Below are 19871 nucleotides of genomic sequence, written 5' to 3'. Positions count from 1 at the left end.
GGATAAGAGCCTTAAAATTACATTTATTTCTGTCAAAACAGAAATAAATACTTAAATTTTTTATTTTAAATGTGCCGTTACTATTAACGTAGAACTTTTTTAATACTCGCGCCCAGTTTTAATATCTTTTTGAGTGCGCTTGTCGGTAACCTAAGCATCTCAGAGGACCATGTAGTCACAGTCTCAACGAACTCTTGTGTTTCACGGATACGGGTTTTTACATCATTGTTCTCGTGTTCAAACTCAGGACTGTCCATCAGCTCTTGTAAGAACTGCACGGTTGGATCAAGTTCACGCTTTTGACGTTCAACCACGATAATACGTGCCAACTCCCAAACATCAGTATTGGTTGTAAAATGATCACGACGATCTCCCAATATTGAAACCTTCTGTACCAAACCCCAGTGCTGTAGCTCTTTAATACTGTTAGAGACATTAGAGCGAGCCACCCCAAGCGTATCAGTGATCTCTTCAGCATTTAGAGGTTTGCCAATGATATATAACAATGCGTGAATCTGCGACATGGTGCGGTTAACGCCCCACTGCGAGCCCATCTCACCCCAATGTAAAATAAATTTTTCGGTGACGGGGTTTAATTTCATGACAAATACTCACTTAATTATTTATAAACTTTTAATTAGCTACTTACGCTATCTTGCGCCATTCTTTTATTTCTGTCAATACTGAAATAAATATAAAGTTTAGCACTGAAACAATCATGGCATATCTAGTAGACCATGATTGTTAGCGGATAACTGACCCTGTTTTTGCATCACGTATTTGACTTGGCAACGTATAGCCCAATGTCTCAGCCTGCAAGTAACTGATTTGCTCACCGAAATAAATATATGCTTCAGAAAACGTACTGGCTGGCGACTGTCCTGATAGATTACAGCTGGTAGAAACCAATAGCCCAAACGGATTATGGGCGCTGACCAATTGCTCACAAAGCTTACGGACAAGAGGATGAGCAATCACTCGCACTGCTACCGTCTGATGCTGACCAGTGATCCATGAGGGAATAGTAGTAGCAATGGTCTGCGGGACAGGCAATAGCCACGTATGTGCTTGCTGATATTCTAGGTCTACATTGTCACTGTCCGTTTGCCAGCTCTTTAGGATAGACTCGCGTTGCGCGTTATCCAGCGAAGCTAATAAAGGCGCTATACGATCTGCGCTATCAGTAACGACGATCATACCTTTTTCTTCGGGACGCTGCTTGATGGCCAAAATACGTTGAACGGCTGCTTCATTATAAGGATCACAGCCAATGCCCCATACGCTCTCGGTTGGGTACGCAAGTAATTGACCTGCTTTTAGAGAATTGGCTGCTTGGATAACAGAAGGTGCGATTGTAGAGGTAGATTGGTTCATGGCTTGAATAGTTTATGATAAGGAATGCGTAAATAATAACACAGCCGCTGCTTTAGATTAGATAATGAAAACTAGAAACGGCCAAAAGGCGTTGCGCCCTCCATAGACTCTATGATTTGAGCAAGACAGCATGGTTGTTCTAAACACGACTGTTATTCTAAAGACGTAAGTACCGTCCACCTTGTACATTGATAACGCCTAATAACTCAAGTTCCACCAGCTGCCCTATTAGCTGCGGTGCTGTCATTTCGGTCGCAATGATGAGCGCGTCTAGATCTTGCCCATGCCAATCAAGCTGCTCGTAAACCACCCTTAAATGCTCAGGTACGACGATAGCGCTACGAGGAGATTTGATGTTCGATGGCGACAGCTGGCTGGTATCCCCCACCGCCATTTTATCTAGATCTGTAGGATGAGAAGGATGACGATTATCCAATTGAGGGTCATTGGTACTGGATGTAGAAGAACTAGAAAGACTGGCTGACTGATGTGAATGGCGACGGTAAGCCAACTGACTATTCACATCTTCGATGACTTGCTGAGGATGATAAATCAATGTTGCCCCTTCACGTATCAAATGATGACAGCCCTCAGCGTTGCTATTGTCAATATGACTGGGTATCGCAAAGACTTGCTTGCCCTGCTCAGAGGTGAGGCGTGCGGTAATCAATGAGCCACTTTGAACCTTGGCTTCTGTCACAATCGTCGCCAAGCTCAACCCAGCCACCAAACGATTACGACGGGGAAAGGTATGCTTGTGTGGCTGAGTATGCGGCAATAGCTCACTGATAATGCAGCCACCTTGCTCAATAATCTGGGCAAATAATTGATCACGATGATTGGGATAATTTATGTCTATACCTGTACCCATCACCCCAACCGTGCGACCTTGATATTCAGAATCCGCCTGCGCCAAAGCACCCAAATGGGCACGCTTATCTACTCCCATAGCGAGACCACTGGTGACAATATAACCTGCCTGCGCTAAATATTGCGCCATATCAAACGTGATTTTTTGTGCATGTGCGGTGGGTTTTCGGCTGCCAACGATAGCGATTTGCGCTTGCTGTAAGCGCGCTTTATCACCACGGTAAAACAATAAAGGCGGTGGGTCGTAGATTTGCGAGAGCTGTGCGGGATAATAAGGCTGATCGGCAAATAACAGACCATATCGACCTGCGGTTAATGCCTGTTGGATCTTGTCGATATTGGCGCACGTTTGCTCAGGCTGTTCATGACGTTTGAGATGGGTATGATGAATACCAAGCTGTCGCCAAGCATCCACTTTGGCCTGCCATGCAAGCTGTGCATGACCAAAGGAGGTGATGAGCTTATGATACGAAGACAGTGACGCATTCACCTCATACCACAGCGCCAATATGGCACGCTGATCGTCGGTTAATAAAGAAGAGACGGCCGTCATAATCATATATCTCGTACAAACGAACTTAGCGTGGTTCATTTTACGAACCGGCGATAGTTTATACCAATCCCAAAAGTTAGAGTAGCAAGGAAAACGAGTGCAAGTACTACGCATGGTAAGCTAAACGAGTGTGACGCAGCTAATCAGGTCTTTTGGGTTTGGTATTATTTACAGATAAGGCGGTGGTAACAGCTGATCGCCAACATTAATAGGCAGCTCAGACTCTAGCACATAAGCATAACTAATATGATCAAAAGTATTAAAGATCATGACCATACCGCTTTGCTCATTTGGTAAGCGTACTGGCATATCGTTGTCTTTGGTATCACGCACCAATGGCCCTTTTTGGTAAACCGTCAGCACATCACCTGGTTTTGCGCCATGTGTGCTACCAAGGTTGACAGCAACCACGCTGCGTTTGGCCGCTGAGCTGATTGAGTCCATCACGCGTACAATCAAACCACCGCGACTGACAGACGCAGGAGTTGGATAAAACACGGGTGGAATTGAGTTGTTCAATTCAACGAATACGCGATCACCTTCGCGCACTTCTTTACCGTAACTGTCTGTGAGCTGTAAGCTTGTGACACCGTTACTTTCTGTAGAAGTCACCAATCCTGTCGCTACTTGTGTGACTTCTAAACCGATAACTTCTTGCGTTTTAGGATCAACATACAGCTCACCTTCACGGTAGATACCATAGCGCTGACCGACGATCAGCGGCACGCCTTTGGCATAAACCTTGTCACCCGCTGCAGTGATCAAATTACGGTTCTTAGATGCTAAAATATAAGGCGTGGTGTTGAAATCTTGTGGATTGACGATGACGGTCTTATCCAACCAGTGTTGAATAGCTGACCATGGAATAGGCGGAATACTGTTGGCAGTTGAGGTCACTGCGACCGTACTGGCAACCACATTGCCTGTTAATTGTTTCTCAACTCCAGCACAGCCCTCGCCCGTATCCACGCCAATGAGTGTTTTACCTTGAATGACGCATAAAATAAGAATGTCATTTGGATAAATAAGATTTGGGTTTTTGATTTGTTTATTGGTCGCCCAAATCTCTTTCCAGCGCCATGGGCTATCTAAATAGCGCCCTGAAATATCCCACAACGTGTCGCCTTTTTTGACGACATAACGATTGGGGGCGTCCGCTTTGATGGTTGGTGGCGGATTATTAGCGTAGGCAGTGGTCATCAGCATTGCACTGCTAAACGTTGTGATTAACAGGGCTTTTACTGCCGTTTTTAAGCTCATTTTCATTATTATATCCACAATGTGTCACGCTGTTTTGGCCAGTGTTGTGTCTAAAAAAGCGCCAAGCACAATCGTGAAAAGCTGGCGCTGTTTCTAATATTACAATCATATCCACCATAACACAATAATAAACAATTTATTACAATGTTGTAACTTTTTTGTGGATTTTTTCTTTTCAATTACTATGAAAACAGAATGTTAGTTACCCAGCATTTAAACGGGATTTGGCGTGACATGCTGACGTATCTGCTCGGCGACTAGCTCGGCCTTGTTGTCTAGTATCACCACGTGTTGCGGCAAGCTTTCTAGCCCTTCTGTATGGGCAGGACGAGCAATGTCTATGTGGCCGATCGCTTCAACGATAGTATCAGCAAACTTCACAGGTAATGCAGTCTCTGCACAGATGATAACTTCACCATCTAACTGTAGCTCTTTGGCGACCTTGATACCATCGGCCGTATGCGGATCGACCAGCTCACCATGCTGCTCATAAAGTGCCTTGATGGTTTGTAGACGGTCACTATGGGTAGATTTACCCGCAGCAAAACCATAACGCGTATTGACCGCTTCCATCACATCAGACAAATCAAAACCTTGGCCTGATTTTACCCCGTCAAATAATTCGTGAACGCGAGCCGTGTCTTTATCTAATAATAAATACACAAAACGTTCGAAGTTTGAGGCTTTTGAGATATCCATTGAAGGACTTGAGGTGATGTAGGTTTGTGCGGTCGGGCGTGGCTGATACGCCCCTTGGTTAAAGAAGTCGTTTAGTACGTCGTTTTCATTGGTGGCAACGATTAAACGCTCGATTGGCAAGCCCATTTCACGAGCGATATGACCCGCACAAATATTGCCGAAATTGCCTGATGGCACGCTAAAGCTCACTTTTTCATCATTGCTCGTCGTGACAGCAAAGTACGCTTTAAAATAATAAACAATCTGCGCCAGTATGCGACCCCAGTTGATAGAGTTGACCGTGCCTAAGTTATACGCTGCTTTAAACTCAGCGTCCTGTTGCAAGGCTTTGACGATATCCTGACAATCATCAAACATCCCATCAATCGCGATATTATGGATATTGTCATCGGTCAAGCTATACATTTGCGCGCGCTGAAATTCACTCATTTTTCCGTGCGGTGACAGCATAAAGACTTCGACATTTTCTTTGCCACGCAGGGCATACTCTGCCGCACTACCCGTGTCGCCGCTGGTGGCACCAATAATGGTGATACGCGCATCTTTTCTTTTGAGCACATATTCAAAGGCATTGCCCAAAAACTGCATGGCAACGTCTTTAAATGCTAGCGTTGGACCGTTTGATAATCCCAAAATGTATAAATTGTCTTCAAGCTTGCGTAAAGGAACAATCTCCGCGCTGCCAAATACGTCAGCGGTATACGTACGCTCAATGATATCTTGTAAATCCGTCGCAGGAATATCAGTGGCAAAACGCTGCATAATCGCCATGGCAAGCTTTGGATAGCTAAGCGTACGCCATTCATCAAGTACCGCACTGTCAATATGCGGATAATGCTCAGGCAACATCAGACCGCCGTCTGGTGCAAGCCCCATCAAAAGCACATCACTAAAATCCATCGGCGCTGTCTGACCACGGGTACTGATATATTTCATTAGATAATCCTGTCTATAATGAGATGATTAGTTAAAACGGTTTATTCAGCAGTTTTATGCAATAACGCATAATAAAAACCATCACCGCTTTCGCTATCAATTGGCAAGCACTGGCGACCGATGGTTTGGGCAATACCCCAACTACAATCTTCGGTAAATTCAATTGCGACCGCATCATTATGATAGCTGATAAAGTCCTGCATTTGCTCGACGTTTTCTTGCTTTAGGATAGAGCATGTTACATAGAGCAGATATCCACCCGCTTTGAGCTGTGGCCACAGATTGTGCAATATATCGGCTTGTAACAATGCAGTTTGTTCGACGTCTTCTTCAGTACGCAAGATACTAATATCAGGATGACGACGAATGACGCCCGTCGCAGTACAAGGAGAATCAAGCAATATTGCATCAAATACGGGCTCATTGGTAGCCGCTTTTTTATTTTTTCCATGCTGCCATCTGGTAGCGTCGGCACAAACAATATTTAGCGCAATATTTTTTTCAGCTTGCTCTAAATCATGCTGCGTTAAGGTCAAACGCTGTAAGTTGTCATAAATACGTTCGATACGCGGTGCTTCGTTGTCGATAGCAGTCAGCTTGATTTTAGAAACAGACGATGGCGCTTCCGTATTTTCTTGTTTCACGTGAAACAACGGCGACTGAACATCTGAGCTGAGCAACTCTAACCAATGCGCAAGCTTGCCACCTGGTGCTGCGCAAGCATCTAGAATATGTATCTCACTGTTATCATCTTCAGTATTATCAGGATCGGTAACTGTAGCATTTAGCCTAGCAATCAATGCTTTGTGGATAATTGGTGCAGCAAGTTGCGCATGCATGTCTTGCACGCTAGCAGCGCCTTGGGCAAATTGCGGTAAAGCATTCACGGCGGTGGTCTGATGCAACCTTAGCCCTTTGGTTGATAGCGTTACAGAAGCGGCAGCATCTGACGAACCGTCCAGTTGTAAGCCACTTATTATCTCAACCAAGTCTGCGTCCACTTCGGCACTGTATAATTCTTTTTGATAGTCATCTATCGATGTAACAGCTGTATTCACTCGCAAAAACATCGGTGCAGCTTGGCGCAAGCCTTGGGTCAGCTCATCGTACTGCTCACTCCAATCTTGCTTAAGCTGATAAGCGAGCCAATTCGGTAGGCTGTGCTTTTTATCGCATTTCTTACGAAATTTGCTAGGGTTTTTGGCGACTTTACGCAAGATGGCATTGATTAAACCCGTCGCATGCGCAAATTCAATCTCTTTTGCCGCTTCAACCGTTTCATGAATCGCTGCATGATCAGCCACTTCTAAATACAGCAACTGCACTAGCCCTACTTGAATCGTGGTACGAACCTCAATCTCATCAATAGGATTGTCTGCCAACGTGTCGAGCAATCGCGCTAACGCATACCATTGACGCAATGTCGTTAATAACAACGCATGAGCAAAACCTTTATCACCATCGTGCAGACTGTTTAGTAATGGATCAAGCACGCTTGCAAGCGACTGACCGTTTTGAATAGCCAATAAGGTGCGAATGACACGTACACGTACGCTGCCATTCATAATGAGGTTACTAGATGGTTTGAGCTTGTTGTTTCGTGGCGCAGTGTTGGTTTGTCTCATTAAATTGGATTTCCTTGACGTATGATTGATAGCGTCTGATAAAAGTTGGATTGTTTGGTATCAAATTAAGAATATTAAAATAAACAGGGTGAAACTGTATGAATTTGGCGGGCGTTATTTCGAATCGGTCGTGAATTGATCGCCATCATTTAATTGGTTGCCATGGCAGATTTGCTCAGCGGTCATCGGCTTACCGCCAGCAAACTGCAATTCGGTAATGGCTAAAGTACTGGCTGATGGCTCAATACCTTCTACTTTACTCTCTTGTTTAGTATCAGCTTGTTTAGTATCTGCCTCTTTACCACAAGCCACCAATATCGCTTTGCGTCCAACGCTGATGACCGTGCCAGCAGACTGATTGGTTTTCTGCGTGGTATTGATAGGCAAGCTGGCTAGAATTTTGACGCGCTGCCCTGCCAAAAAAGTATAAGCACCTGGCCATGGTGTCAATCCGCGAATTTTTCGCTCAATTTCAGTAGCTGATTGTGTCCAGTCGATTTCGCCTTCGGTTTTGATAAGCTTTTCGGCATAATTGGCTTGACTGTCGTCTTGAGGTACAGCCTGCACTTGATAATGTGCCAAGTCTTTTAGCACGGTGACAATGGCGGTCGCGCCAAGCTCAGCCATCTTATCATGTAGGCTGGCAGCGGTATCATTAGCCTCGATAGGAGCGCTGACTTTATAGATCATATCGCCCGTATCTAAGCCTTTATCCATCTGCATAATAGTGATGCCTGTCTCGCTATCACCAGCCAATAACGCGCGATGAATAGGGGCAGCACCGCGCCAGCGTGGTAATAACGAAGCATGAATATTTAGGCAGCCATGCGTGGGCGTGGTCAACACACCTATAGGCAAAATAAGCCCGTAAGCGGCGACAATCATGACGTCTGGTTGATAAGTACGCAAAGTTTGCCGCGCTTCCATGCCTTCTGTACTGGATTTTTTAAAGGTAGCTGGTTGTTCAACGGCAATATTATGATTTAATGCCACTTGTTTGACGGCAGACGCTGATAATTTCTGACCACGTCCTGCCTTACGATCAGGTTGCGTATATACTGCAACGATGTCTATATTCAGAGCGTCTTGCTGCTGAATGAGCGAGATGAGACTACTGGCAGCAAACTCAGGCGTGCCAGCGAACACCACCCTTAAGCGCTTACTAGAGAGGCCGTCGTCAGTCGTAGATGAAGCAGATAAATTGGTAGCAGGAGCAATTGTTGTCATAATCATGCATTATATATGAGTGGTTTGCCCATTATAGGTGAGTTTGCGATGTTGTGCCATGATTGTAACAGCAGCAATCAGGCGTTACTAATGCTCCTTTTTATCTCTATAATAAAAAGCCAGTAACACCGTTTTTACGCGTCTTTTTATAGCACACCGATTTATTGAGTGACATATTCTGCTATGAAAAATACATATATAAGGCAAGCGCGCTTATTGTATCTTTAGTACAGTAAGCGAGGGTAACGCCGTAACTATTTACCACTGCGTTGACTATCGTATATTTTTTCGTGCCGATATAGAGCCAAGCTTTCATGCAACAGTTTCAGTCCTTACAACGCTTACTTATATTTTACACATTGACTTTGCTGGCTATGTTAGCGCTGTACTATTCCACACTGTTTTATGAAATAAAGAATCATAGTGAACATCATAGTATTGATACTTTTCGCTCATTGCAGCATGAAGTTATTGAGCAGACGAGCCTAATAAACAGTGACATCAAAACAATTCTAAAAAAACCTGCATTTAAAGAGGTTAGCTATCAGCTGATCTTTATGACGCCATCTGGACAAACCTATATCCATCGCCATACTCGTCCTAATGAGACTGCCTTTGCGACCGTCACCTTTCCTACCATTGACTCACCGAACTCTAATAACAGTAGCCGTGGCACTTATATAATCAATAATCACCATTTAATAGGCACTATTAGAGTTAAAAGCGGTCATCAAATTTACCTTATGTTGCGCCACAAGCCGCTCGATATTAATTGGCTATCTTATCGTTATTGGCTACCTTTGATGACAGCGATCATGTTTTTTATCGCCACTTTACTTTATATGCTTAATCGTCGCCTCAATTGGGAACAGCTGCTGATTTATACCGACAACTTAAGCCTTCATGCAAAGGAAGCTTATACGCCGCCGCCTTTTATACATAAAAATTCTACTACTGAGTTCTTACGCTTAGGCCATGCGCTGAGCCGTGCAGGCTATCAGCTGCACAGCGACTATCGCCGTATCAAAACCCTAACGCATCGACTTGAGCGTTTGGTGAATCAAGCGCCGTTACCAATGCTGATGATCATGCGCCATGGTCAAATTAGCTTTTTTAATCGGCGTTTTGAGCGCATTTTTATTTCTTCGTCTCAACATAATAACGACCATGAGTTAACGGATTTTATCGCTGGTAAGGACGAACCCACTCAGCTAATCCTACAGACATTGTCTAGCTTACGCGTCACTCGCACACTAACCGTTTATGGATTAACAAATCAACATAGTTATCAACTACACATCACACCATGGTTTGGTGAGCATGGGCAAATTCACGGCTTTACCGTACTTCTTAACCCGATCAATGAATTCATCAATCAAATCGAGCAGTTGCAGCAACAAAACCAACAGCTACAGCGAAAACTCGATCAGTTAAATACGTTTCGATCTCGCATCGGCTATCAATTGCGCGTACCACTAGAGGCAATGATTGACACCCTTGAACCGATCAACCCTAAAACACTGTCTGCCGAGCGGAATGACGCATTAAAGACGTTAATTAAATCCAGTCAGAGTATGCTAGCGACACTCAATGATGAGCTAGACATAGAGGAAATAGAAGTAAGGAAAACCCGACTTAATATTGCGCCTGTCGATATTTATAAACTTGGTCAAGATGTTAGTAACTTGATCATAAACGATGCAAGACAACAAGGACTAGATTTAAGCTACTTCTTTGCCCCAGACTGTCCGCGTTGCATTGATACAGACGACATTCGCTTGCGCCAAATCCTCTTAAACTTGTTAAAAAACGCCATAAAACTTACCATCTCAGGCTATGTGTCGCTCACTATCGACCGCGTTAACCAAGCGCAAATCACCCAAATCAATAACCAAAGTTTGCTGCCTGTTGTTGGTAACGCACATAAAAACAAGGCAAAAGAGTCGTCACCTCACTGGCTGCGTTTTAGCGTAAAAGACACTGGCATCGGTATAACAGCAGATAAACAAAGACAGCTACTTACCGGCTTCGATCAACATACCAGCCAAATCAATAAGACAACTCAAACAACCCCTTCAACTGGTATTGGCTTAAATAATGCCAATAGCTTTGCGCAACTATTAGGCGGTTTTATTGAACTGCAAAGCTCTATCGGTGAAGGCAGTACTTTTACTTTGTATCTCCCTTGTCGCCAGCCAAAATACCAGTCGGTATATCATCGTAGTGCACATTTGACGCACATTCACCTGATCGCCATCGTCAATCAACCGCTGGTTGCTAAAAACTTACAACGCCTTTGCGCGCACTTATCCCTATCGTCCACCATTTATACTTATGTAGATCGAACGACCATACAACAGTTAACCAATCAATTGGCTCAAACCGAGCAAAAGCTCGCCCCTATATTGCTGCTGGATTACGAGTACTATGAAACCTTCAGCGCCGCTGCCTCTCATCGTGCAGTCACCAATGATACAGTTAGGTCTCATGAAGAAATAGAAAAAAGTACAAACACCCACTCTCTAGAAAGACAGCTAAGGACAGCAGATAGCGTATTAAGGCATACTGATGGCCAACAAGCATTACATACCCTACTTACCTACCCTAGGCTACCAAAGATATTATTTAGTATGAAACCTGAGCGCCGTATTCCGTCCACCGTATTAGACAAACACGAGGGGTTTTTGAACAAACCACTGGATGCTACCTTATTGTTGTCCGAGTTGCTGCGCTTGACTTTGTCCGCCAGACAAGCACTTAACCAGCCAATAAACCCACCAATCAATGTAGAAAATAACAGCGGTCAATTAGTACCAAAAGACATCGCTGAACCAGTCAGCGATACCTTATTGCCACTTATTTTAGTGGTAGAAGACAGCCCCACCAACCAAAAAATAGCTTGCAAAATACTGAGCAAACTTGGTTATCGTAGTGTCACCGCAGCAGATGGTCAGCAAGCCCTTGAGCAACTGAAGAATCAGCGTCAAGATATCTCCCTGATTTTGATGGATTGCCGAATGCCAGTCATGGATGGCTTACAGGCTACGCAAGCTATTCGAGCACAAGGTGATGATATTCCTATTGTGGCTCTGACCGCCAACAATACGCAAGAGGATCGCGACGCTTGTATACGAGTAGGCATGGATGAATTTTTGTCTAAACCTATTAATATAAAAGAGCTAGAGGCCGTTTTACAGAAATTTATTACGCGATAATAAAAATCTGCAAAACAGCCTCTAGCTCTTAAAGGTTTGTTTTGGTAGCGACCTGAGTATCGATCAATAACTCAATAACAACTTTGTACGTTCTTATAAATTACTTCATAAAGCCATTATCTGCTAAGAACGCTTCGGTAATTTGACTTTGCGGACTGGGTGCATTCATGCTGCTCGCTGGTGACTTATTTATCAGACGCTCTAAGTAGCGCGCAACAATATCTACTTCGATATTGACCTTAGCTCCCACTGGCCAGTGTTTGGCAATATTGGTCACTTGTGCAGTATGCGGAATGATGTTTAAAGAAACAATGTTGTCACGTACCAGATTGGTCGTTAAGCTAATACCATCGACGGTGATAGAGCCTTTGGTCGCCGTATAATGCGCCAACTCTTGCGGTATCTCAATTTCAATATAGATAGAACGCGCATCTTGTTGCAGCTTACTAACCACCCCTACGCCATCGACATGACCGGCGACAATATGTCCGCCGAACCGAGTGGTGGGCAACATTGCTTTTTCTAAATTAACAATGTGACCCGCTTTGAGTTCATTCAGCGCTGTGCGAGCTATAGTTTCACGTGAAACATCAACAGAGTAATGATTACTACCAAAATCCACCACAGTCAAACAAATACCGTTTGAGGCAATAGAGTCACCCAATTTCACATCACTGAAATCTAACTCGTCGGACTCTACCGTCAAACGTATATCGCCACCTATTGGTTGCATAGATTTAACTTTTCCCACACTTTCTATAATTCCAGTAAACATATAAACCTCATCTAATATTTTTGGCGTTTATTGCCTGACTTATATTGCATCGCTAATGTTGCATAAACCGCTTTATTCAGTGAAACGTGCGCTTATTTAAATCTTATAGAGGATAAGTTGTGGATAAGTAAGGATAAATCAACCCATCACCCTTTAAAAACTGACACTTATTCAAAGTTATCCACAGAACACCTCCATTCTTGATAGAACATTTCCAGCAGAAAAATTAACGGTAAATTATTGATTTATATAGCTTTATATAAAAAATTCCGTGGGCATCGCTATTTTCTGTTTCATGTGAAACGAAGTTATGCACAGTTCCATGTGAAACACTGTCTTTGCCAAATGACTTATACACACTTGTCTCACATGACATATCGGTTGTGGATAAGCTGTTTATAAGTGATTCAGTCGACTTACAAAGGCAATAAGGTTAACTTGAGGTCAGCACCAATCTGTTCATGGCTATCAACATTAAAACGCAGCTGCTGCGCCAAAGATAATGGATTGAACTCCACCATTGGTCGTGCGTGAGCGCCCAACAAACAAGGCGCTTGGTAAACAATCAGCTCGTTTACCAGATGCTGACTCAAAAAACTACCTGCAACGCTAGCACCAGCTTCTACCAATACGTCATAACACTGATAGTCACTCACTAACGTTTTTAATAAACTGGTCAGATCATCTGTGCGCCAATATACGGTATCTGGACGACGACACAGTTGATAATCAGATTGCGGACTGTGTGTTAAGCGTTGACGTCTATCGAGCACGACCACCATAGGAGTAGGCACTTGCTCAGGTGACACACCTAACTGGTTGGAACGTACATTGAGTTGTGGATTATCAGCAATAACGGTTTTACTGCCCGTAATAATAGCGCCACTTTGTGCCCGCAGTTTTTGTACATCTGCGCGGGCAGCGGCTGAGGTAATCCATTTTGACTCCCCCGATGCCATCGCTGTGCGACCATCAAGGCTGGTGGCGATTTTGAGACGCACGTAGGGCATTTGCGTACGCATGGCTGTTAAAAACCCACGATTGAGTGCTTCTGCTTGTGCGGTTAGTACACCTATCGTAACCTCAATCCCAGATTGCTCTAATAACCTTATACCGCGTCCCGCCACCTGTGGATTGGGGTCGAGACCTGCTATCACCACACGTTTCACACCAGCGGCAATCAGCGCCAGTGCGCAAGGCGGCGTGCGTCCTGTATGACTGCATGGCTCCAAGGTTACATACGCAGTTGCACCTACTGCGCGCGTGCCAGCGTCTCTGAGCGCAAATACTTCTGCGTGCGGCTCACCCGCTTTGGGATGAAATCCTTGACCGACTACTTTGTCTGCTTGGACAATGACGCAACCCACTGCTGGATTGGGTCTAGTGGTATACAAACCCTGCTTGGCTTGCTCGATAGCCAGCATCATAAAATAACGATCTTGCGAGTAGTTTTGAATCGACATAAGATAGACTTAATCAATGATTGATCGTGGTTATTGGAAGGTTTATTTAAGACAATAAAAGCGCGCAGCTCAAAAACATGCCCTAGAGCAAACCAACTTATTTCTCATTTGGGCGGATATTGGCAATTTCTTGATGAAATGCATCGATATCTTGAAAATCTCGATAAACACTGGCAAAACGCACATAAGCGACATCGTCCAGCGTTTTAAGCTCGCTCATAATGATCTCACCCAAGACTTTACTGCTAATCTCGCGCTCGCCCATCTGCCTGACGCGCTTCTCAATACGGCTAATCATCGCTTCTTGCTCATCGATAGTGATGGGACGCTTTTGTAGGGGCAATAAAATAGAGCGACGCAATTTTTCATTGTCATAAGGCTCAATCTTGCCACTGGACTTGATGATTCTTGGCATCACTACTTCTACCATCTCAAAGGTCGTAAAACGCTCTTGGCAGCTATTGCAGGAGCGGCGGCGACGTACTTGCGCGCCTTCTGCAGCAAGACGTGAGTCTATCACTTTTGTCTCTGACGCATTACAGTACGGACAGTGCATCACATATTCCTTGTTATAATATCAGTGATCCTAAATAAAAGAAGTACAACCATTACAACGTACTGCTAGCAGCGCTCACTGGTGGTATGGTGAGTTGAGTATAAAAATGAGTCAGCGGAACTGGTATAAATTTTTCGCAGCCTCTGTCTGCGCAGGCACAGCAAGCAAGAAACATTTATACCAGTTCAGCATGGGAATATAGGGGCTGTATAGAATCGACTATACTATCTTTTTGTATAGCAGATTGCGGCGTAGCACTGACTGGCTATTTACCAATACAAAAGCTACCAAATATTTTGCCTAATAAATCATCCGCACTGAATTCGCCTGTAATCTCACCCAAATTTTGCTGGGCTTGACGTAGGCTTTCGGCAACCAACTCTCCTGCCTTAAAAACAGTCAGTTGCTCATGTGCCTCAGTCAAAAAATCTGCCGTTCTGCGCAAAGCATCTAAATGGCGCGTACGTGCAATCAAGCTGTTTTCTGGCGGATGAAAGCCCACTTTAGCACATAAGGTCTCGACCAATTCATCGATACCAGCGCCCGTTTCACATGAAACATTAACTTGTTCATAGCCTTTACTGCTGATTTCAATTTGCGAAACAGTGGTTGTTTTTTCGCCATTACTATCGTTTAAGAGATCGCTCTTATTGGCGATAATTAATAAGCGTTTGGCTTCTGGTAGCTCGCCAAATAGCTGCTCTGCCAGCTGTAGCGGTGTACTTTCTTCTTCCAAATCACGAGTGACATCATAGACCATCAGCAACATATCGGCCTGAGTGATGGCGGTACGCGCGCGCTCAATGCCAATGCGTTCAACCGTATCTTCAGTCTCGCGCAGTCCTGCTGTGTCTGTTAGATGCAGGGTCAAACCATTGAGCACCACCGTCTCTTGTAGCGTGTCACGAGTCGTACCAGCCACATCGGTCACGATCGCCCGCTCTTGTCCTGCCAAACGATTCAGCAGGCTTGATTTACCAGCATTTGGTCGGCCAGCTAAGACCACATGGATACCATCACGTAAGAGCTGACCTTGCTTTGCCGTTGCCAATACTTGTTGTATTTTTGCTTGTGTTTGCTCAAGTTTATCTTGTATCACTCCGTCAGACAAAAAATCTACGTCTTCCTCGTCAGGGAAATCAATCGCGGCTTCAACATGCAAACGCAGATGAGTAAGTTGCTCTAACAACTGGTTAATCTTTTGAGAAAACTCACCGCTCAGTGAGCGAATGGCGCTGCTGGCAGCGGCGGCACTGGTGGCATCAATAGCATCAGCAATGGCTTCTGCTTGTACTAGATCCAATTTATCATTATCAAAAGCGCGGTAAGAAAATTCGCCAGCGCTTGCTTGTTTTGCGCCCAATTCAAAGACGCGTGCTAGTAGCTGGTTCTGTAAAATCATGCCGCCATGACCTTGTAGCTCAATTACATCCTCGCCAGTAAAGGAGTGTGGACCTTTAAAATACAACACCAACCCTTCATCAATCACCGTGCCATCAGCCTGATAAAAGCGACAAAAACTGGCCATACGCGGCGTAAAAATCGATTTGCCAGTGAGTGCACAGGCCATCGCATAAGCACGTGCCCCTGACAGACGTATCACGCCGACCCCACCACGACCAAGCGGTGTGGCAATGGCAGCAATCGTTGCCAATCCAGAGATGTTAGATTTTTCAGACGAATCAGGGGCAGTAAGTGCCCTCTCTAATGAATCCACAAATATTCTCAATAGCTAAAATAACCATTATAGACGGCTGAACGCAGCCTGACAAAGCAAACTTAAGATAACCATACTTTGAGCTTGAGCCTCACATGCAATAACAGTCAAAATAATACAAAACTCGCACGCATAAAAAAACCACCGCTTAGGCGATGGTCTTTTCATAGTGCTAAACGATGGCTAATTAATCAAGCACTTTAACGGTACGGCGCTTTTGCTCTTCTTCGACTTTTCGGTTAACAATATATTGCTGAGTCATACTAAACAAGTTATTCACCGTCCAGTACAGCACTAGACCTGCTGGGAAGAACAGCATGAAAGCGGTAAAGATAATCGGTAAGAACTTCATCACTTTCGCTTGCATCGGATCAGCTGGCTGCGGGTTTAGCTGCTGCTGTACAAACATCGATGCACCCATGAGCAATGGTAAAATAAACCATGGATCCATCGCTGATAAATCCTGAATCCATAAGATCCAAGGCGCATGGCGCAGTTCAACACTCTCGACCAATACCCAATACAGCGCTAAGAAAATGGGCATTTGCATCAAAATAGGCAAACAACCCGCCATCGGATTGACCTTCTCTTCTTTATAGATGGCCATCATCTCTTGCGACATCTTCATGCGATCATCGCCATGCTCTTCTTTGAGCGACTTAAGTCTTGGTGCGATAGCACGCATCTTCGCCATTGAGTAGTAGCTCTTATTCGAGAACCACATCAGAGCAATTTTAACCAAAATCGTTAGGATGATAATTGACCAACCCCAGTTACCAACGACTTTGTGAACACCATCCAAGATAGCAAACAAGATTTTTGATATTGGCCATAATAGACCGTAATCGACTGTTTTGTTGAGACCAACAGCGACGTCTTTTAGCTCAGACTGTACTTTTGGCCCTGCATATAATGTTGCATCCAAGGTTATTTGTTTATTCGGTGCAACGTTGACCGGCTGACTATTAAAGCCAATAAAGTAATCATCACCCGTTTCGCGGCTAAAGAAATTACCCGTAAAATTATTAGGCGTCCATGCAGATACAAAATAATGCTGTACGATACCAACCCAACCTTCATTACTGGTCGTGGTCAACTCACCATCGTTAAACTTACCAAACTTTAACTTGTTATATGGGTCATCAGGAGTACCCCAAGCGCCACCCAAATAAGTGGCCATGCTCAGCGCACCCTTATCAGACATACCAGGGTCTTTACTGTCATCGCGTTTTAGCTGCGCAAACATTTGACCTTGCCAAGCGTTTGTAGAAGCATTTTGAATTTGGTAGCTAATATCAATCGGATATTTATTTTCTGTAAAGGTAAAAGTCTTGGTGATTGTCACGCCATCTTGTTGATAAGTGAGCGGTACTGACAACGTTTGCTGCCCTTCTTCCATCACATAGTTGTTAGCAGTATGGCTGTAGGTAGCACGACCTTCTGCTGTATCGATACCATTTGGACCAATAAGACCCGATTGTGCTACATAGACACGATTACTATTGTTTTCTAGCAATACAAAAGGCTGTTCGCTATCGAGCGTCGCGTTATATTGTTTGAGAGCAGCATAAACAATATCACCGCCTTCTGGGCTGATTTTTATATCATAGCGATCGGTAGTTACCGTGATTAGACCTTTATCTTGAGCAGAAGCAGGGGTAGCCATCACAACGTCGTTACCAACAGGTTGTGTCTGTACCGGAATATCGCCTGCGGCACCCGTCGTAGAAGGAATGTCAGCACCTACTGAAGCAGTCGTTTCTGGCACCGCATCTACAGCTGGCGCATCGGCATAATCATCTCGCCATGCCAAAATCAGCAGATAAGCGGTGATTAGCATCGCAATGATGATCATCACCCGAAATATCTTTTGCATAAACCTTTCCTAGATTAAAAAATTAGGGAATGAAAAATTAGGGCATGTGTCATGACCACACAGCACAGCTCTCTTCATATCCAGCAACTGTATTGGGAGTCATTTACATAAAATGTGCATCATTTTACTAAAAATCTGCTTTAAATGATACCAAGAGTGTGGATAACTTGTGGGTAACTCACAAGTTATGATACTAAAACCAAGTATAGGGACTGTATAGTCGGTTCTAAATAAAACAGAACCATTATATTCCGACGCTGAACAGGTATAAGTTTTTCTGGCTTGCTGTGCCTGCGCAGTCTCGATGCTACGAAACTTCTCGTTTAAAGATAAGCATTCCAGTCCCACTGACTCGTTTTTATACTGAACTCGCTATCGTTCATCTTAAATAAAAGAAGTACACACATTATAACGTGCCATTAGTACTTACTGTGACTGTGCTTCATTAAGTGATTGAGACGGGAGACATAACTTTTTTTGTCTCGGTAAACGCCCAGTCCTTGAGCACTCATATTTAATGAATGAGTGGCAGGTAAATAATGATAATGATATGAAGCCAGAGGTAGAGGGACAAAGTCGATACCATGCCCACCTAACGGATGACACTTGCCAATACGTTTTAATAATAACCAACTACCAGCCCGAACCCCATGCCATGCCAATGCTTGTTTGCCATAATTTGAGCATGTTGGATAATAGCGACAACGAGCAGGCAGTATAGGACTTATTATCCTTTGATAAAAAAAAATTAAATTAAATAAAAATCTATTTATTGTTTTTTTAAATAAAAAATTCATTTTATTTTTTTTCTATTTTTTTTAAAATATTATTTATTTGGTTTATTAGCTCTTTAGTATCTATATCTTTTATAGATTTTTTAACAATAAAAACAATGTCTTTATTTTCTAACTTTAAAGCTTTTGTGCGAAATTGCTCGCGTATTTGGCGTTTAATAAGGTTACGAGCGACCGCAGTTGGTACTTTACGTTTTGTAATAGCCATACCTACTCGTGGCTTGTCCTGAGTGTTCGCGCGTACAAAAGCCATTAAGTGACTCTGATGAAGTTTACGCTCAGGTGCGTCAAACACCTCACGGAACGCTGCTGGTGTGAGCAAGCGTTGCTCTTTAGTAAAGCGCGCGGTAGGAGTAGCTGAGACAGTAGTGAGCATATTACAACCTAGTATGAGAGCGGATGACAAAATTAGAAACCGTCGTGAAATATAGAGACAAAAAAAGCGCCTATGTGGGCGCTTTTAATATATGGCTACGTGTCAGTTTTGATGATCGACTATCGTGATCTGTAAATAATAGGCATGAAATAAATAACAAGAATTATGCTTATTTCAATCTACCCATTGATTATACAGTAAGACGATGACGTCCTTTAGCGCGGCGACGAGCTAAGACCTGACGGCCTTTTTTAGTTGCCATACGAGCACGGAAACCGTGAGTACGTTTACGCTTGATCACGCTTGGTTGGAATGTACGTTTCATAACTCACCTATCAAAATAATGGACTAAATTCGTAATAACGGAGGATTATATCACTAGATATGATTTTGGTCAATAAACTAATTCAGTCTATATTTATAATTGCATGATTTACCGTAATGACACGGCTTTTTAGTAATTATTTACTGGTTAATTTAAATGAGTAAGTAAACAGAATTTACAGTTAACTGACCTCTATTTTTCAGAAGTTATCCACAGATTAGCTCGAGCTC

General features: G+C 43.7%; 16 protein-coding genes. 1 reads left to right on the top strand and 15 read right to left on the bottom strand.

What is annotated here, in order from left to right; genetic code table 11:
- Positions 1-83: 83 nt before the first annotated feature.
- The 7 genes from JMY02_RS12590 to fmt form a co-directional block, all read right to left on the bottom strand.
- Positions 84-602 (bottom strand): GbsR/MarR family transcriptional regulator, encoded by a 519-nt coding sequence (locus JMY02_RS12590; RefSeq protein WP_201598836.1) that lies wholly within the window; start codon positions 600-602, stop codon positions 84-86.
- Positions 603-744: 142 nt separating this feature from the next.
- Positions 745-1374: an L-threonylcarbamoyladenylate synthase gene (locus JMY02_RS12585; RefSeq protein ID WP_201598832.1), complete on the bottom strand. Its 630-nt coding sequence runs from the start codon at positions 1372-1374 to the stop codon at positions 745-747.
- Between the two features lie 157 nt (positions 1375-1531).
- A complete protein-coding gene (gene dprA / locus JMY02_RS12580) occupies positions 1532-2797 on the bottom strand; it encodes a DNA-processing protein DprA (protein ID WP_201598878.1) in 1266 nt (421 codons plus the stop codon).
- Between the two features lie 168 nt (positions 2798-2965).
- Complete coding sequence (locus tag JMY02_RS12575; RefSeq protein ID WP_201598821.1) at positions 2966-4063, bottom strand: LysM peptidoglycan-binding domain-containing protein; 1098 nt, start codon at positions 4061-4063, stop codon at positions 2966-2968.
- Between the two features lie 207 nt (positions 4064-4270).
- A complete protein-coding gene (gene thrC, locus JMY02_RS12570; RefSeq protein ID WP_201598820.1) occupies positions 4271-5692 on the bottom strand; it encodes a threonine synthase in 1422 nt (473 codons plus the stop codon).
- A 41-nt stretch (positions 5693-5733) separates the two neighbouring features.
- Positions 5734-7317: a transcription antitermination factor NusB gene (locus JMY02_RS12565; RefSeq protein ID WP_201598819.1), complete on the bottom strand. Its 1584-nt coding sequence runs from the start codon at positions 7315-7317 to the stop codon at positions 5734-5736.
- A gap of 114 nt (positions 7318-7431) precedes the next feature.
- The gene (gene fmt, locus JMY02_RS12560) at positions 7432-8544 is read right to left on the bottom strand and encodes a methionyl-tRNA formyltransferase (RefSeq protein ID WP_201598817.1); all 1113 of its coding nucleotides are present in this window, start codon (positions 8542-8544) and stop codon (positions 7432-7434) included.
- Between the two features lie 314 nt (positions 8545-8858).
- On the opposite strand from fmt, the gene JMY02_RS12555 reads away from it, so the two are divergent.
- Positions 8859-11759, top strand: coding sequence for a response regulator (locus tag JMY02_RS12555; protein WP_201598816.1), 2901 nt, complete (start codon positions 8859-8861; stop codon positions 11757-11759).
- 100 nt (positions 11760-11859) lie between these two features.
- On the opposite strand, the gene JMY02_RS12550 is transcribed toward JMY02_RS12555, so the two are convergent.
- The 8 genes from JMY02_RS12550 to rpmH form a co-directional block, all read right to left on the bottom strand.
- Positions 11860-12534: a riboflavin synthase gene (locus JMY02_RS12550; RefSeq protein WP_201598815.1), complete on the bottom strand. Its 675-nt coding sequence runs from the start codon at positions 12532-12534 to the stop codon at positions 11860-11862.
- 416 nt (positions 12535-12950) lie between these two features.
- Positions 12951-13997, bottom strand: coding sequence for a bifunctional diaminohydroxyphosphoribosylaminopyrimidine deaminase/5-amino-6-(5-phosphoribosylamino)uracil reductase RibD (gene ribD / locus JMY02_RS12545; protein ID WP_201598812.1), 1047 nt, complete (start codon positions 13995-13997; stop codon positions 12951-12953).
- A 97-nt stretch (positions 13998-14094) separates the two neighbouring features.
- Complete coding sequence (gene nrdR / locus JMY02_RS12540; protein WP_131656516.1) at positions 14095-14553, bottom strand: transcriptional regulator NrdR; 459 nt, start codon at positions 14551-14553, stop codon at positions 14095-14097.
- 265 nt (positions 14554-14818) lie between these two features.
- Positions 14819-16270 carry a tRNA uridine-5-carboxymethylaminomethyl(34) synthesis GTPase MnmE gene (mnmE, locus tag JMY02_RS12535; protein WP_227678519.1) on the bottom strand — a complete coding sequence of 484 codons (1452 nt, stop codon included), beginning with the start codon at positions 16268-16270 and terminating at the stop codon, positions 14819-14821.
- Between the two features lie 187 nt (positions 16271-16457).
- Positions 16458-18146 (bottom strand): membrane protein insertase YidC, encoded by a 1689-nt coding sequence (gene yidC, locus JMY02_RS12530; protein WP_201598810.1) that lies wholly within the window; start codon positions 18144-18146, stop codon positions 16458-16460.
- A gap of 419 nt (positions 18147-18565) precedes the next feature.
- Complete coding sequence (yidD, locus tag JMY02_RS12525) at positions 18566-18943, bottom strand: membrane protein insertion efficiency factor YidD (protein WP_201598808.1); 378 nt, start codon at positions 18941-18943, stop codon at positions 18566-18568.
- 1 nt (position 18944) lies between these two features.
- Positions 18945-19316, bottom strand: a complete 372-nt coding sequence (gene rnpA, locus JMY02_RS12520) for a ribonuclease P protein component (protein ID WP_201598806.1) — start codon at positions 19314-19316, stop codon at positions 18945-18947.
- Between the two features lie 190 nt (positions 19317-19506).
- Positions 19507-19641: a 50S ribosomal protein L34 gene (gene rpmH / locus JMY02_RS12515; protein ID WP_007394757.1), complete on the bottom strand. Its 135-nt coding sequence runs from the start codon at positions 19639-19641 to the stop codon at positions 19507-19509.
- Positions 19642-19871: the final 230 nt, after the last annotated feature.

Source organism: Psychrobacter vallis (assembly GCF_904846715.1).
In the GTDB taxonomy this organism is placed as follows: Bacteria; Pseudomonadota; Gammaproteobacteria; order Pseudomonadales; family Moraxellaceae; genus Psychrobacter; species Psychrobacter vallis.
This window is presented reverse-complemented; position numbering and strand designations above follow the sequence as displayed.